The following is a 14,788-nucleotide window of genomic DNA, read 5'->3' on the forward strand; positions in this document are numbered from 1 at the left end:
CTAGGGCACCACCGTGACCGGCCACCGGCCGGCCTTCACCAGACGCACCGCCACCGATCCGACGAACCGGTGGCCCGCCTGCTCGGACGCGCCCACGACCACCGCGTCCGCCTTGAGTTCGTCCGCCGCCTTCACCAGACCGCCGAAGGGGTCGCCGCGGAACGTGTGGAACTCCCAGCGGACCTCGAATATCCCCTTGAGCCGCTCGGCGGCGTCCCGGATGTACGCCACCAGGTCCTCGGCGATCTCGTCGGTCGTCTCGGCCACCGGCGCCCCGAGCGCCGCTCCCGCCGCCAGCACCGGCTGCACGTACACCACGGCGAGCAGCGCGTGCTGGCGGCGGGCCAGGCCGGCGGCGTAGGCCGCGGCCCGCAGGGACGAGTCCGAGCCGTCCACCCCGACCACGATCACCTTCGGCCCGTCCGTGCCCCGTTCGAACTGAGGGGAGTGCTGTTCCGTCACGCCGCGAGGTTATCGAAGGCCACAGCTCCGTTCCGGGGGCGGGAGCGTCGAGGGGCGAGAAGACGCGGGTGTCCCTGAACTTCGCCGTCTTCCGCTCCGTGTTCGAGGAGCCTGCCCGCATCGGCGCCGGACCGGTGCTCCGCCTCTGACGCCGCCTGCTGCTGTTCTTCTCAAGTGGTGGCGACTGGAGGCCCCGTACCGGTCCAACGCCAAGTACCGCCCCGAGTGGTACCCCCGCTTCCTCTGCTACGCGGACGCTGGCGCGCTCGCCCAGGCCGGCCTCGCCTCCGGCATCGCCGAGGGCTTTGTCTCCGTACCGTCGACGAGCACGTTGCGGGGAAGAGGAAGAGGGCACCCGAAGGGCGGACAGCGGCCCGCCACCACGCGCGGGCTGCCGTCACTGGCGGCGCTCGGCCTCGCCGGAGGGGACGGGACCGAGCCCGCCGACCCTCTCGACGGCCTGCCCGGCCAGGTCCGCGTCCGGCACCGCAAGCCGCCGCTGACCCTTCCGCTTGGGCCGTTCGGGTGAAAACGTGCCGCCGCACCGGTGTTGCTCAGGTGCGTCGGCCTTCCACCGGGCGACTGATGAGTCATGAAGAAGGATCAGTTGCTCACCCGCCGCCGGCTGTTGATCGCGGGCACCGGCGCCGTGGGAGCGGCCGCCACGGCCGGTGTGTTCACGGCGGTCACAGGGGAAGGCCCCGCCGGGTCCGTCCCGGTGGCGGGGCCCCAGCCCCGCCGCCCTCTCGGCTCCTCCGCGTACCGTCTTCAGCCCCTGACCGGATACGGCCCGCCGCAGGCGGCCCCCCGCCGGACCCTGGTACGCCGCGAACCGCTGCTGCGCGTCTCCGGACGCGGCCGGACCATGGTGCTGACCTTCGACGACGGCCCTGACCCCCGCTACACCCCGGCCATCCTCGACACCCTGGCCGCGTACGACGTGCGCGCCATGTTCTTCGTGTGCGGGGAGATGGCCGCCGACCACAAGGTGCTGCTGGCCCGGATGGCCGACGAGGGCCATGTCGTCGGGAACCACACCTGGTCCCACCCGTTGCTCACCCGCCTCACCCACCGGCAGATCCGCTCCCAGCTGGAACGCACCTGCGACGTCATCGAGGAGGCCTACGGCGAGCGCCCCGAGTGGTTCCGCGCCCCCTACGGCGCCTGGAACCGCGCCACCTTCCAACTGGGCGCCGAACTCGGCATGGAACCCCTCGCCTGGACGCTCGACACCCTCGACTGGACCACCCCCGGCATCCGGTCCATCGTCGACCGGGTCCAGAACGGCGCCGCCCCCGGTGTCGTGGTCCTCTCGCACGACGCCGGGGGCGACCGCTCGCAGAGCGTGCGGGCCCTGCGGCGCTATCTGCCCGAACTGCTCGACTCCGGCTACCACGTCACGGTGCCCCGGCGGCACTACGCCTGAGACTGCCTGCCGTCGGGCCTTCGCCCGCCCCGCCGGGGAACGCTCAGCGCACCTCGACCAGGCGGGCGAAGGCGACGACGTTGCCCTCGTAGCCGTTCTGCTGGGAGAAACCGCCGCCGCAGGTGATGACCCGCAGTTCCGCCGCTCCCTTGGATGCGTAGACACGGTCGCCGGGGAAGTTGTCCTTTGCGAACACCTCGATGCCGTAGATCTCGAACACGGCGGTCTTCGCGTCCTGCCGGGCGACCTCGACGCGGTTTCCCTTCTTCAGGGCCCCGAGCCCGTAGAACACGGCAGGGCCCTGCTGGTTGTCGACATGGCCCACGACGACCGCGGTTCCCTTCTCGCCGGGGGTGACGGCACCGGTGAACCAGCCGGCCAGGTTCGGGTCCTCCGGGGGCGGCGCGCCGACCCAGCCGTCCGCGTCCAGGCCTACGGGAATCATCGGCGCGTCGACCTGGATCGCCGGGATGCGGACCCGGTCCGGGAGGGCGTAGGGGAGGGGCTTGACGGTCCCGGCGAAGGTGGCCCCGGGCACGCGGCTGTCCGCCGCGGCCGCGGTCGCCGGCTGGGGCGGGCCCTCGTCGAATTCCCCCGAACCATTCCGGATGAGCGCGAGGCCGGTCAGCAGAACCAGCGCTATCACGCCCCACGGGGCGCGCTTCTTCGGCCGCGCCTCCTCCTCCGCCTCGGCCAGTTCGGACGCAGACATGGGCCATCCCCTCTCGACGCGGCCGTCGCCGTGTCGTTCGCGCATATCAGAACGCTAAGTGCCGCGCGCGAAACCGGCGACGGGGCGGGAGCGAACGGGTGGTGGGGGGCCGTCCGGGGTGGTCACGGGCCGTCCGGGGCTTCGAAGCCATCAGGTGCGCCATCCGAGTTGCCGCCGCGAGGAAATTTCTGACGGTACGTGACCTGGGGCGATATCCGATTGCGCGGTTCTCCCGCGGTGCCTTCTCTCACCAGGACGGACCAGTCCCGAAGTGCGGGTGATCGCAAGGCGACTGACTGTCTTTCTGGGAGGCGCTTTCTCGCCGATCGACCGGGGACGGGTCCCGGGGCGTCTTCCGCGGAGGTTCACATGCGTAACACTCGTGCCCTGGCGGTCGCCGGCGCCGCGGTCGCCGCCCTCGGCCTCTCCGCCCCCGCGGCCGTCGCGTGGGACACACCCAGCAACATCGTCGTCCTGCCCAGTGTGATCGCCCGCGGCGGCCAGCTGACCATCACGGTCGACGACTGCCGCCACGGTGGCACGGCCACCTCGAATGCGTTCACGACGCCGGCGACGCTCTCGCCCGTCTCCGGCGCCAAGGGGACGGCGAGGGGTACCGCCACCATCAGGAACAACGCCCACCCGGGGCCGTACGACATCACGGTCACGTGCAACGGCAGGAGCCTGACCAAGCCCCAGGCCTTCACCGTCATCGGCGGTGTCCGCGGCGGTATCGGCGGCAGCAGCACCACCGGTGCGACCCCGACCGACATGGCCATCGGCGGTGGCCTCGTGGCCGCCGCGGTCGTCGGCGGCGGGGTGTTCTGGATGCGCCGCCGTGCCGAGCGGCGCGTCTGACGCCTCGCTCCACGCTCCTTGGACTCCTTCGACGAGCCGTCTCGCACGTGAACGGTCTTCGCCCCGGATCCCTCGACGGATCCGGGGCGAAGACCTGTGCGGTGCGTGCCGCGCGGTGCGCGGGGCCGGTCAGCCGGCGTCCTCGTCGGTGCGGCGGCGGGCGAAGTGGTAGGCCGTGCCCAGCGCGCCCGCGATCAGCGCGGCGCCGAGGCCGATCTCCTTGAGGTCGAAACCGCCGAGGGCGCCGCCCTCTCCGGCGTGCACGCCCTTCCACGGGTGGTGAGGGTGGTGGGGGTGATGCGTGGGGTGGTGCGTCGGACGGCCGCCGGCGATGGTCAGGCGCGCGGTGCCGCTCGACTCGTCGCAGGCGAACTCCACGTCGTACACGGCGCCGGGCTTGGCGTCCCAGTCGACCGTGGCCGTCGCCCACGACTCCTCGGGCGGGATGACGACCACGTCGAAGACCGGTGAGGAGACCGCCGCCTCCCCCTCGCACGCTGCGTTGCGCTCCACCCGCAGCGTGACCTCGCCGCCCGCCGCGACGGTGGAGGGCTGGACGCTGAAGCCGAAATCGGTCTGCATGGCCGCGTCGGCGGCCGGCACGCAGGAGGTGAGGGCGCCGGCGCCCAGCAGTACGGCCGAGGCCGAGGCGACGCATATCGCGCGCATGGTGAATCCTCCGGGTCCCCGAGGAGCACCCGCGGACCTGTTCCGCTCACGTCACAAATGCACCTCGATGCCCGAAACGCTAAGAACGTGCGCGCGCCGGCGCGATCGCAGTAGCGCGAATGGGGCACACGTGTGGGCCGCCAGGGGGAATCCCGTTGACGCGAACGGGGGACGGCGACGGTGTGTCGCGCGCCCCCGGCCGGGTTCCGTGATGCGGGTGCCGTCAGTCGCCGACCGCCGGGAACAGGTTCAGGAACGGTTCCGCCGACGCGGTCACGCCCCTGCTGTAGGGCGAGTCGAAGTCCCAGATCAGGAACAGCAGGAAGGCGATCAGTGCCGAGAACAGCCCGGCGAGGATCAGTTCACGCGTCGTTCTGCGGATCTGGAGGACGAAGATCATCCCGATGGTGACGACGGCACCGGCGACCAGCCCGAACCACACGACGCCCGGCATGGTCTCCCCGGTCGACTCCGACCGGGCGATCCGGGCCTGGCTGGCCGCGGTCACCTGGTCGACGAGCGGCTGGTAGGCCTGCGCCTCGAAGTCCGTCTTCGGCTCGTAGTCGGTGACGTCCTGGCGAACGCGCTCGAAGAGCTCACCGCCGCGCGCGGTGACCTGGTCCTGGTCGGCCATGGCGTCCCACTCGGTGGTGACGACGTGGCTCACGTACGTATGGATGTCGTCCCGGATGCGGTCGCGCACGTCGTCGGGGTAGACCCGGACCCGCTCCGAGATCTCGTGCAGCGCCGTGGCCTCCGCCTGGACGTGGTCCTGGGCGGCGCTGCGCCCCTCCCACACACCGGCGATCGCCAGACCCAGGACGATGGCGTACACCACGCCGATCCACATCGTCATGTACTCGATGACGTCGGGGGTCTCGCTGGGGTCCTCGTCGTCGGACGCCGTGCGGTGGCGGACGAGGGTGACGACGACCACCACGACACCGGCGGCCAGCATCGCGAGGGTGAGAACAAGCCATTCCGGCAAGAGATGCCTCCAGAGCTTCAGGGTGTCAGCGCGCGCGCAGCGCGGCGACGGCGACCACCGCGGGCACCGTGACGAGCAGGACGAAGGTGAGCGGCGACATGGTGCGGCTCACCGGTCGTGGCCGCGGCGCGGCCCGGTACCGCGGGTAGTGCACGGGCGACGCGGAAGGCCGCGGGGTGGGCTTCGCCGACGGCTTCGGTGCCGGGGCGGGCGGTGGGGGAGGGACCGGTCGGGGGGCCTGCCGGGGCGGTGGTGCCGGGCGTGGCGGGGGCGGCGGAGGCGGGGGCGGCGGCTCCGGTCTGGCCGAGGGGGTCGGTTTCGGAGGCGGCGGCGAGGGCGGCGGCGGTTTGGGAGTCGGCTTCGGCGGCGGCTCGGGAGTCGGCTTCGGCGGCGGCGGTTTCGGAGTCGGCGGCGGGGGCGCCGGGGTGGGCGTGGGGGTCGGTGTGGGTGTCGGGCACGGCGGGTTCGGCCAGGTCCTGCTTCCGGCGACCGCCACCGCCTCCGTGCCGTCCGGCCCCGTCGAGGCGTACGCGCAGGCGTCGGCCACCGCCACTCCGGACGGTGCGCCGACGAGCGCCCACGTCAGGGTCGCCACCGCCAAGGCCTTTGCGGCGAGGGCGGATTGGGTCGATACGGGTCCATGCACGACGAAGATCATGTGCCTTCGGCCGCCGGGACGTGCCGGAGCGCAAGGGGATTGCCCCGAAAGAGGGATATCCGGGTGCCGCCGGTTTGCCGGGCGGTCGCCCGCGGAGCTCTCGGCCCGTACCCGTGTGCGGTGGTGGGCGGTGCCGTCACAGGGTTCCGGAAAGAAATTTGGCCGGTGGTTGAACACAATCACGCCCGCCATGCGTACTCATGACCGTGCGGCGGCGCAGCAGGGCGCTGCAACACCCTTGCGATTATGGGGAGTTGACGATGAAGACCTCCTGGCGGAGCGCCTCACTCGTGGCGAGCGCCGCGGCGGTCCTGGCGCTGACGACGGCGTGTGGTCAGGACAGCCCTCCGGCGGCCAGCCAGAACGTGGGTGCCTCGGCAGCGCCCGGGGACTACGGAAGCATCGGCACCGGGAACGGGGTCGCCGGCACCGCGGGCGGCCAGCAGGCCGCGCCGAGTCCTTCCAGCCCGTCCAACCCCGCGGGCAAGCTCTCCGTCGCCACCGCCGAGGAGGTCGGCAAGGTGGTGACCGACAGCCTGGGCCTCACCCTGTACCGATTCGACCAGGACGCCGACCAGCCGCCCAAATCGAACTGCGACGGCGACTGCGCCAAGACCTGGCCGCCGGTGCCCGCGGACGACGCGGAGGCCGGCGAGGGCATCGACAAGGCGCTGCTCGGCTCGGTCACCCGGGCCGACGGCACCAAGCAGCTGACCGTCGGCGGCTGGCCGGCCTACCGCTACGCCAAGGACGTCAACGCCGGTGACGTCAAGGGCCAGGGCGTGGGCGGCAAGTGGTACGCGCTGGCCCCCGACGGCAAGAAGGCGCAGGGCGGCGGGGCCGGCGGCGCGGGGGCCGAGGCGCAGCCCGGGCTGTCCACCCGCAACGACCCCAAGCTCGGCGAGATCGTCGTCGACAAGAACGGCATGACCGTCTACCGGTTCAAGAAGGACGAGGCCTGGCCCAAGCCCGTCTCCAACTGCACCGGCGAGTGCCTGGAGAAGTGGCCGCTCGTGGAGCCCGTCGACTACGCCGACACCAAGGGCATCCAGAAGAAGGGGTACATGATCTTCGACCGGACCGACGGCAAGGGCAAGCAGCAGACGATCAACTGCTCGCCGATCTACACCTTCGCCGGTGACAAGGCTCCTGGCGACACCAACGGCCAGGGCGTCGGCGGCACCTGGTACGCCGTGCGGCCCGACGGAAAGCTGGTCGGCGCGTCGGAGTAGAAGAGAAACCTCCCCAGGGTTGATCATCTCGTCCACCCGACGGAGCCGACCCGGTCCGCCCCTCCGCACTGACGGAGGGGCGGACCGTTTTGCCGTGCTTCACCCGAAGCCGTCGCGTGTTCGTCATGTTCGAAGGGCATGCGCCCGGGTATCAATTCGGCACGTGCCGCAGGCAGTGACCGGGAACGGATGGTCAATTTCCGTTTCGGGTCGCTCCATTGGCGGGCGATCAGTAGCCTCTGCTCGAACACCGGATCGCCTACGCCTTGGAGAGATAGATGGAGCGTCCCGCCTGGGCCCCACGGAGCATCGACATCTCGGTGCCCAGCGTCTCCCGGATGTACGACTACTACCTGGGCGGATCGCACAACTTCGAGGTCGACCGGGAAGCGGCCCGCAGGGCCATGGAGTTCATGCCGGGGCTCCCCAAGATCATGCAGGCGAACCGGGCGTTCATGCGCCGCGCCGTGCGGTACGCGGCCGGCCAGGGCATCGGCCAGTTCCTGGACATCGGCTCCGGCATACCCACCTTCGGCAATGTGCACGAGGTGGCCCAGGCCGCCCGCCCCGGCGCGCGCGTGGTGTACGTCGACCACGACCCGGTGGCCGTGGCGCACAGCGAGGCGGTCCTGGAGGGCAACGACGACGCGGCCGTCGTCGCCGCGGACCTGCTCAAGCCCCAGGAGATCCTGCGCAGCCCCGAAGTGGAGCGGCTGATCGACCTGAATCAGCCAGTGGCGCTGCTCCTCGTTGCCATACTGCACTTCGTGGAAGACGAGGACGACCCGTACGGGGCGGTGGCCGAGCTGGGCGAGGCGCTCGCGCCGGGCAGCCTGCTCGTGCTCACCCATGCCTCGTACGAGGGCGTCCCGCTGCCACCGGAGCGGGCCGGGGGCGCGGTGAGCGTGTACCAGGACATCCGCAACCCGCTGATCATGCGCTCGCGCGAGGAGATCGCGCGGTTCTTCAAGGGGTACGACATGGTGGAACCCGGACTGGTGGCGATGCCGCGCTGGCGGCCCGACACCGCACCGGAGGACGAGGATCCGTATGCGTTCTCCGGTTTCGCGGGCGTGGGGCGTACGGCGTGATCGCGGAACCGGACGGGCCGGAGGACAGACTGCGCCGGTTCGCGACGATCTGGAGCCGGGCCGTCTTCCCGGTCACCTCGACGTCGTCGACCCGGCCCGAGTTCGAGGAGGAACTGCTGCCGCTGGCCCGGCGGTTGAGCCGGGCGCTGCTGGCCCGCGCCTTCGACGCCGACGAGGGCAGGGCGGTGGGCGCCGCCCTCGTGGACGCGCACTGCACCGACCCGGAGGCGCTCAGCCGCACGCTGGACTGCGTGGACGCCTACCTGGTCCTGTACTGCGGCGGGGACGGCGACCAGGAGGACCTGCGGGCGCGCTCCGCACGCCTCCAGCACGCGATGGCCGCCGGCTTCGCGCAGGCGCTGCGCGAACGGACCCTGGCCGAGCAGGAGGCCATCGCCCAGGCCGCCCTCCGGGCGCAGGGCGTGGTGGCACAGGCCCTGCACGCGACCGAGGCCCGCTTCCGCGCGGTCTTCGAGGGCGCGGCCATAGGCATCGGCATGGCCGACCTCGACGGAAACATCCTCCAGGTCAACGGCGCGCTGCTGCGCATGTTCGGGGTCTCCGAGCAGACGATGCGCAGCCGCAACGTCATGGAGTGGACCCACCCCGACGACGCACCGCAGACCTGGCGGCTCTACGACGAACTCGTGCGCGGCGAGCGTGAGCACTACCACGTGGAGAAGGCGTTCTACCGCCCCGACGGAACGGTCCTGTGGACCAACCTGACGGTCTCCCTGCTGCGGGACGCCGACGGCAGTCCGCAGTACCAGCTCGCGCTCATGGAGGACACCACCGAGCGGCGGCTGCTCAACCTGAGGCTGCGCTACGAGGCCACGCACGACGCGCTGACCGGACTGCCGAACCGCACCTTCTTCTTCGAGCGCCTGGAGAAGGCACTGAGCGCCGGGGAGGGCCAGCGGTTCGGCCTGTGTTACCTCGACCTCGACGGCTTCAAGACCATCAACGACAGCCTCGGCCACGCGGCCGGCGACCGGCTCCTGGTGGAGGTCGCCGACCGGCTCCAGTCCTGCGCCACCGCACCCGGCGAGATGGTCGCCCGGCTCGGCGGCGACGAGTTCGTGGCTCTGACCACGGGCCCCGACACCCAGCGCGAGGTCGACGAGCTCGCCACGCGCATCATGAACGCGCTGCTCGCCCCGATCAGCGTCGACGGCCGGGAGCTGACGGTGCGCGGCAGCATCGGCATCGTCGAGGGCCCGGCCGGCGAGCGCAGCCCGGCGGAGGTGCTGCGCAGCGCCGACATCACCATGTACCGCGCCAAGTCGGCGGGCGGCAACCGCTTCGAACTCGCCGACCCCGAGGCGGACGCCCGCGCCATCACCCGGCACGGGCTGACCACGGCGCTGCCGACGGCCCTGGAGCGGGGCGAGTTCTTCATCGAGTACCAGCCGCTGGTCCATCTCGGCGACGGCAGCGTGCGCGGTGCGGAGGCCCTGGTGCGGTGGCTGCATCCGCAGCACGGGGTGCTCGGCCCGGACCGGTTCATCCCGCTCGCCGAACACACCGGGCTCATCGTGCCGTTGGGCCGGTGGGTCCTGGAACAGTCGGTGCGGCAGGCCCGCGAGTGGCGGGAACTGCACGGTGGGGCCGAGGCCGCGGGCCCGCTGCGGATCAACGTCAATCTCTCGCCCTGCCAGCTGACCCACCCCGGTCTGGTCCAGGACACCGTCGACATCCTGGAACGCACGGGCATCGAACCGGACGCCCTCTGCCTGGAGGTCACGGAGTCGGCGCTGATCGGTGCGGACGACGACCTGCTGAAGCCGCTGCGCCGCCTGGCGGAGATGGGTGTCGACATCGCCCTGGACGACTTCGGTACCGGCTACTCCAACCTGGCCAACCTGCGCCGCCTGCCGGTCAGCATCCTGAAACTGGACCGCTCCTTCACACAGAGCATGCAGCAGTTCCCGGCCGACCCCGTCGACCTGAAGATCGTCGAGGGGATCGTCTCGCTGGCCCACAGCCTGGACCTCGCGGTGACGGTCGAGGGCGTCGAGACGGGCGCGCAGGCCGAGCAGTTGCGGATACTCGGGTGCGACACGGCACAGGGCTGGTACTACGCAAGGCCGGGCCCCCCGGACCGCCTGCACGAACTGGCACTGGCGGACGCCACTGGCTGAGGTTCCTGGGGGCGCGGGGAACTGCGCGATCAACCACAGACAACCCGCGCCCCGAAGCTGCCGCTCACATCCCACGGTGCTCCCGCATACGGAACGCCCTCACCGCTCAAGCAGCATCCGCTGCAACTCCCGAGCAGCCCGAGGCGGAGCCACATCGCTGCGGTGCGCCAGCGCGATCGTGCGGTGGAGGCCGGGTCTGGCCAGCGGAGTCACCCGCAGGCCACGGCCCGACCTCGCCGCCACCATCCGCGGCACGACGGCAACCCCCAGCCCCGCCCGTACAAAACCCAGCACCGCGTCCATCTCCCCGCCCTCCACCGCGAAGTCCGGCTCGAACCCCTCCGCGCGGCACGCTGCCACGGTCAGTTCGCGCAGGTCGTAGCCGTGCCGGAACATCACCAGGCGCTCGCCCTCCAGGTCGGCGATGCGTACGGTGCGCCGGCCCCGGCCGGGTCTCGGCGCGTCCGGGGAGGAGACCACGACCAGGTCCTCGCGCAGCAGCTCCACCGTCGTGAGCGCCGGCGACGGCGTCGGCAGGGGCAGCACCACCAGGGCGAGATCCAGCGCGCCGCGTGCCAGCTCCCGCACCAGGTCGTGCGAACCGCCCTCCTCGATCAGCAGCCGGATGCCCGGGTAGCGGTCGTGGAAGGCGCGCAGCACGTCCGGCAGCAGGCCCGTGCACAGACTGGGCGTGGCACCGAGCCGCACCCGCCCCCGGCGCAGCTGCACCAGCTCCAGCACCTCGTGCCGGGCCGTGTCCGCGTCCGCCAGGATGCGCCGGGCCAGGGGGAGCAGGGCCTCCCCGGCGTCCGTGAGCGAGATGTTGCCCCGGGCCCGCAGGAACAGGTCCGCGCCCAGCTCCCGCTCCAGCGCCTTGATCTGCTGTGACAGCGACGGCTGCGCGACATGGACCAGATCGGCGGCCCGGGTGAAGTGCCGGGTCTCGGCGACGGCCACGAAGTACTGGAGCTGGTGGAACTGCATCCTCGTACGATAGCCCCAGCCTATGGAATCAAGCTGGACCATGTCTTGGACCGATCGGCTGCGCGTCCGTAGCGTGCTGTGCCATGGCTCTGGCAACGCGGACGGACCGACGGCCGTCCATGGCACGCACCGTGTGGGACTCCACCCTCGGCAAGAAGACCGTGATGGCGGTCAGCGGGCTGATCATGCTGCTGTACCTGGTCGTCCACATGATCGGAAACCTGAAGATCTTCTTCGGGGCCGGCGAGTTCGACCACTACGCCCACTGGCTGCGCACCGTCGGCGAGCCGTTCATGCACTACGAGTGGACGCTGTGGCTGGTCCGGATCGTGCTGGTGGCCGCCGTCGTCGCCCACGCCGTGTCCGCGTTCCAGCTCAGCCGCCGCGACATCAGGGCACGGCCCAGCAAGTACGTCCACAAGAGGCCCCGGGCCAGTTACGCGACGCGCACCATGCGCTGGGGCGGGATCATCCTCGGGCTGTTCATCGTCTGGCACATCCTGGACCTCACGACCGGCACCGTGCACCCCGGCTTCCGGCCCGGCCACCCGTACCAGAACGTCGTGGACACGTTCTCCACCTGGTACGGCAACGTCATCTACATCGTCGCGATGCTCGCCCTCGGCATGCACATCCGGCACGGCTTCTGGAGCGCCGCCCAGACTCTCGGCGCCGGCAGCCGCACCCGCGACCGTGCCCTGAAGACCGTCGCCGACGTCCTCGCGCTGCTGCTCACGGCCGGGTTCGTCGCCGTACCCGTGGGCGTCATGACCGGAGTGGTGAGCTGACATGACCTACACCGACTACACGACCGGGGAACCGGTCGTCGACACCAAGGCCCCCAAGGGCCCCGTCCACGAGCGCTGGGACAAGCGCCGCTTCGAGGCCAAGCTGGTCAACCCCGCCAACCGGCGCAAGCACACCGTCATCGTCGTCGGCACCGGCCTGGCCGGCGGTTCCGCCGGAGCCACCCTCGCCGAACAGGGCTACCACGTCGTCCAGTTCTGCTACCAGGACTCCCCGCGCCGGGCCCACTCCATCGCCGCGCAGGGCGGCATCAACGCGGCGAAGAACTACCGCAACGACGGCGACTCCGTCCACCGGCTGTTCTACGACACCGTCAAGGGCGGTGACTTCCGGGCCCGCGAGTCCAACGTGCACCGCCTCGCGCAGATCTCCGTCGAGATCATCGACCAGTGCGTGGCCCAGGGCGTGCCGTTCGCCCGCGAGTACGGCGGCCTGCTCGACACCCGCTCCTTCGGCGGCGTCCAGGTCTCGCGGACCTTCTACGCCCGCGGCCAGACGGGACAGCAGCTGCTGCTCGGCGCCTACCAGGCCCTCAGCCGGCAGATCGCCGCGGGGAACGTCGAGATGCACCCGCGCACGGAGATGCTCGACCTGATCGTCGTCGACGGGCGGGCGCGCGGGATCGTCGCGCGGGATCTCATCACCGGCAGGATCGACACGTACTTCGCGGACGCCGTCGTCCTCGCCAGCGGCGGCTACGGCAACGTCTTCTACCTGTCGACGAACGCCATGAACTCCAACGCGACCGCGATCTGGCGGGCGCACCGGCGCGGCGCCTACTTCGCCAACCCCTGCTTCACCCAGATCCACCCCACCTGCATCCCGCGCACCGGCGACCACCAGTCCAAGCTGACGCTGATGAGCGAGTCCCTGCGCAACGACGGCCGCATCTGGGTGCCGAGGGCCAAGGGCGACGACCGCCCGCCGAACGAGATCCCCGAGGACGAGCGCGACTACTACCTGGAGCGCATCTACCCGTCCTTCGGCAACCTGGTGCCGCGTGACATCGCCTCCCGCGCCGCGAAGAACGTCTGCGACGAGGGCCGGGGCGTCGGGCCCGGCGGGCAGGGCGTGTACCTGGACTTCGCCGACGCCATCGAGCGTATGGGCCGCAAAGCCGTCGAGGCCAAGTACGGCAATCTCTTCGACATGTACCAGCGGATCACCGACGAGGACCCGTACCGGGTACCCATGCGGATCTACCCCGCCGTGCACTACACGATGGGCGGCCTGTGGGTCGACTACGACCTCCAGACCACCATCCCCGGCCTGTTCGCGATCGGCGAGGCCAACTTCTCCGACCACGGAGCCAACCGGCTCGGCGCCTCCGCGTTGATGCAGGGCCTGGCCGACGGCTACTTCGTGCTCCCGGCGACCATCAACGACTATCTCGCCCGCAACCCGCTGGGGGACCGGGTCGACGCCGGTCACCCGGTCGTGCAGGAGGTGCTGGCCGAGACCGAGGACCGGCTCAACCTGCTGCTGTCCGTCGACGGTGACCGCACGCCCGACTCCTTCCACCGCGAGGTCGGCGAACTCATGTGGGAGTTCTGCGGCATGGCCCGCACCGACGCGGGGCTGCGCAAGGCGCTGGAGCGCATCCCGCAGATCCGTGAGGAGTTCTGGCGGCGCGTCAAGGTGCCCGGCACCGGCGAGGAGTTCAACCAGTCGCTGGAGAGGGCCAACCGCGTCGTCGACTACCTGGAGCTGGCCGAGCTGATGTGCCTCGACGCGCTGCACCGCAGCGAGTCCTGCGGCGGCCACTTCCGCGAGGAGTCCCAGACGCCCGACGGCGAAGCCGCCCGGAAGGACGACGAGTTCGCGTACGCGGCCGCCTGGGAGTTCAACGGCACCGGCGAGGCTCCGACCCTGCACAAGGAAGACCTGGTCTTCGAGTACGTCCACCCCACCCAGCGGAGCTACGCATGAAGCTCACCCTGCGCGTCTGGCGGCAGAAGAACGCCGACGCCGACGGCGCCATGTCCACGTACGAGGTGGACGGGATCTCCCCCGACATGTCCTTCCTGGAGATGCTCGACACCCTCAACGAGGAGCTCACCCTCAAGGGCGAGGACCCGGTCGCCTTCGACCACGACTGCCGCGAGGGCATCTGCGGCGCGTGCTCGCTCGTCATCAACGGCGACGCGCACGGGCCCGAGCGGACGACCACGTGCCAGCTGCACATGAGGTCGTTCAAGGACGGCGACACGATCGACATCGAGCCGTGGAGGGCGTCCGCGTTCCCGGTGATCAAGGACCTGGTCGTCGACCGTTCGGCGTTCGACCGGATCATCCAGGCCGGCGGGTACATCACCGCGCCGACCGGTGCGGCGCCCGAGGCACATGCCACGCCGGTGCCGAAGCCGGACGCCGACTTCGCCTTCGAGCACGCCGAGTGCATCGGGTGCGGGGCGTGTGTGGCGGCGTGCCCGAACGGGGCGGCGATGCTGTTCACGTCCGCCAAGGTCAACCATCTGAACGTGCTGCCGCAGGGGGCGCCCGAGCGGGAGACGCGGGTGCTGGACATGGTGACGCAGATGGACGAGGAGGGGTTCGGGGGGTGCACGCTCACGGGAGAGTGCGCCACGGCCTGTCCCAAGGGCATTCCGCTGATGTCCATCACCAGCATGAACAAGGAGTGGCTGCGGGCCACGCGGAAGGTGAGCAAGCGGTAGGTCCGGGCAGGTAGAACGTTCGCCGTCTGGTGCGGACGGGCGGGGCCGGTTGGTGCTCACCGGCCCCGTCTCGCCTTTCCGGGCC

Annotated in this window: 14 protein-coding genes and 1 pseudogene; 9 read left to right on the top strand and 6 right to left on the bottom strand. The window is 71.1% G+C overall.

Features of this window, described 5'->3' with window-relative positions:
* Positions 1 to 462: a universal stress protein gene (locus AC07F0_RS08350; RefSeq protein ID WP_478975866.1), complete on the bottom strand. Its 462-nt coding sequence runs from the start codon at positions 460 to 462 to the stop codon at positions 1 to 3.
* 65 nt (positions 463 to 527) lie between these two features.
* Between AC07F0_RS08350 and AC07F0_RS08355 the strand changes: the two are divergent.
* Positions 528 to 991 (top strand): annotated as a pseudogene (locus AC07F0_RS08355) (phosphatidylglycerol lysyltransferase domain-containing protein); the annotation flags it as partial.
* A 63-nt stretch (positions 992 to 1,054) separates the two neighbouring features.
* Positions 1,055 to 1,888, top strand: a complete 834-nt coding sequence (locus tag AC07F0_RS08360) for a polysaccharide deacetylase family protein (RefSeq protein WP_478975869.1) — start codon at positions 1,055 to 1,057, stop codon at positions 1,886 to 1,888.
* A 43-nt stretch (positions 1,889 to 1,931) separates the two neighbouring features.
* Here the strand turns inward: AC07F0_RS08360 and AC07F0_RS08365 are convergent, their stop codons facing one another.
* Positions 1,932 to 2,600, bottom strand: coding sequence for a class F sortase (locus AC07F0_RS08365; protein WP_478975872.1), 669 nt, complete (start codon positions 2,598 to 2,600; stop codon positions 1,932 to 1,934).
* 369 nt (positions 2,601 to 2,969) lie between these two features.
* Here AC07F0_RS08365 and AC07F0_RS08370 point away from each other — a divergent pair, with 369 nt between their 5' ends.
* On the top strand, positions 2,970 to 3,458 hold the full coding sequence (locus AC07F0_RS08370; RefSeq protein WP_478975875.1) for a hypothetical protein: 489 nt from the start codon (positions 2,970 to 2,972) through the stop codon (positions 3,456 to 3,458).
* A gap of 129 nt (positions 3,459 to 3,587) precedes the next feature.
* Here AC07F0_RS08370 and AC07F0_RS08375 read toward each other — a convergent pair whose 3' ends face one another.
* The 3 genes from AC07F0_RS08375 to AC07F0_RS08385 form a co-directional block, all read right to left on the bottom strand.
* Positions 3,588 to 4,127 carry a hypothetical protein gene (locus tag AC07F0_RS08375; protein ID WP_478975878.1) on the bottom strand — a complete coding sequence of 180 codons (540 nt, stop codon included), beginning with the start codon at positions 4,125 to 4,127 and terminating at the stop codon, positions 3,588 to 3,590.
* 223 nt (positions 4,128 to 4,350) lie between these two features.
* Positions 4,351 to 5,115 carry a bestrophin-like domain gene (locus AC07F0_RS08380; RefSeq protein ID WP_478975881.1) on the bottom strand — a complete coding sequence of 255 codons (765 nt, stop codon included), beginning with the start codon at positions 5,113 to 5,115 and terminating at the stop codon, positions 4,351 to 4,353.
* Positions 5,116 to 5,132: 17 nt separating this feature from the next.
* The gene (locus AC07F0_RS08385) at positions 5,133 to 5,696 is read right to left on the bottom strand and encodes a hypothetical protein (RefSeq protein WP_478975884.1); all 564 of its coding nucleotides are present in this window, start codon (positions 5,694 to 5,696) and stop codon (positions 5,133 to 5,135) included.
* Between the two features lie 337 nt (positions 5,697 to 6,033).
* Between AC07F0_RS08385 and AC07F0_RS08390 the strand changes: the two genes are divergently transcribed.
* From AC07F0_RS08390 to AC07F0_RS08400, 3 genes are all read left to right on the top strand, one after another.
* Positions 6,034 to 7,005 carry an SCO0930 family lipoprotein gene (locus AC07F0_RS08390; RefSeq protein WP_478975887.1) on the top strand — a complete coding sequence of 324 codons (972 nt, stop codon included), beginning with the start codon at positions 6,034 to 6,036 and terminating at the stop codon, positions 7,003 to 7,005.
* Positions 7,006 to 7,283: 278 nt separating this feature from the next.
* Entirely contained in the window at positions 7,284 to 8,096 is an 813-nt protein-coding gene (locus AC07F0_RS08395) for an SAM-dependent methyltransferase (RefSeq protein ID WP_436729863.1), read from the top strand.
* On the top strand, positions 8,093 to 10,237 hold the full coding sequence (locus AC07F0_RS08400; protein ID WP_478975890.1) for a putative bifunctional diguanylate cyclase/phosphodiesterase: 2,145 nt from the start codon (positions 8,093 to 8,095) through the stop codon (positions 10,235 to 10,237). The genes AC07F0_RS08395 and AC07F0_RS08400 overlap by 4 nt, the downstream gene beginning before the upstream one ends.
* Positions 10,238 to 10,336: 99 nt before the next feature.
* Here AC07F0_RS08400 and AC07F0_RS08405 read toward each other — a convergent pair whose 3' ends face one another.
* A complete protein-coding gene (locus tag AC07F0_RS08405) occupies positions 10,337 to 11,221 on the bottom strand; it encodes a LysR family transcriptional regulator (protein WP_436729861.1) in 885 nt (294 codons plus the stop codon).
* A 119-nt stretch (positions 11,222 to 11,340) separates the two neighbouring features.
* On the opposite strand from AC07F0_RS08405, the gene AC07F0_RS08410 reads away from it, so the two are divergent.
* The 3 genes from AC07F0_RS08410 to AC07F0_RS08420 are packed head-to-tail and all read left to right on the top strand — an operon-like array spanning position 11,341 to position 14,703.
* Positions 11,341 to 12,009 carry a succinate dehydrogenase gene (locus AC07F0_RS08410; RefSeq protein ID WP_478975893.1) on the top strand — a complete coding sequence of 223 codons (669 nt, stop codon included), beginning with the start codon at positions 11,341 to 11,343 and terminating at the stop codon, positions 12,007 to 12,009.
* A gap of 1 nt (position 12,010) precedes the next feature.
* Entirely contained in the window at positions 12,011 to 13,957 is a 1,947-nt protein-coding gene (locus AC07F0_RS08415) for a fumarate reductase/succinate dehydrogenase flavoprotein subunit (protein WP_478975895.1), read from the top strand.
* Complete coding sequence (locus AC07F0_RS08420) at positions 13,954 to 14,703, top strand: succinate dehydrogenase/fumarate reductase iron-sulfur subunit (protein WP_478975898.1); 750 nt, start codon at positions 13,954 to 13,956, stop codon at positions 14,701 to 14,703. The genes AC07F0_RS08415 and AC07F0_RS08420 overlap by 4 nt, the downstream gene beginning before the upstream one ends.
* The last annotated feature ends 85 nt before the right edge of the window (positions 14,704 to 14,788 follow it).

Source organism: Streptomyces sp. NPDC045955, from assembly GCF_056430805.1.

What these genes read in the sequence shown, in the direction of transcription:
- AC07F0_RS08360 (WP_478975869.1), top strand. Translation starts at nt 1,055, where the DNA reads ATGAAGAAGGATCAGTTGCTCACCCGCCGCCGGCTGTTGATCGCGGGC.
- AC07F0_RS08370 (WP_478975875.1), top strand. Translation starts at nt 2,970, where the DNA reads ATGCGTAACACTCGTGCCCTGGCGGTCGCCGGCGCCGCGGTCGCCGCC.
- AC07F0_RS08420 (WP_478975898.1), top strand. Translation starts at nt 13,954, where the DNA reads ATGAAGCTCACCCTGCGCGTCTGGCGGCAGAAGAACGCCGACGCCGAC.
- AC07F0_RS08365 (WP_478975872.1), bottom strand. Translation starts at nt 2,600, where the DNA reads ATGTCTGCGTCCGAACTGGCCGAGGCGGAGGAGGAGGCGCGGCCGAAG.
- AC07F0_RS08375 (WP_478975878.1), bottom strand. Translation starts at nt 4,127, where the DNA reads ATGCGCGCGATATGCGTCGCCTCGGCCTCGGCCGTACTGCTGGGCGCC.
- AC07F0_RS08410 (WP_478975893.1), top strand. Translation starts at nt 11,341, where the DNA reads ATGGCACGCACCGTGTGGGACTCCACCCTCGGCAAGAAGACCGTGATG.
- AC07F0_RS08395 (WP_436729863.1), top strand. Translation starts at nt 7,284, where the DNA reads ATGGAGCGTCCCGCCTGGGCCCCACGGAGCATCGACATCTCGGTGCCC.
- AC07F0_RS08405 (WP_436729861.1), bottom strand. Translation starts at nt 11,221, where the DNA reads ATGCAGTTCCACCAGCTCCAGTACTTCGTGGCCGTCGCCGAGACCCGG.
- AC07F0_RS08390 (WP_478975887.1), top strand. Translation starts at nt 6,034, where the DNA reads ATGAAGACCTCCTGGCGGAGCGCCTCACTCGTGGCGAGCGCCGCGGCG.
- AC07F0_RS08415 (WP_478975895.1), top strand. Translation starts at nt 12,011, where the DNA reads ATGACCTACACCGACTACACGACCGGGGAACCGGTCGTCGACACCAAG.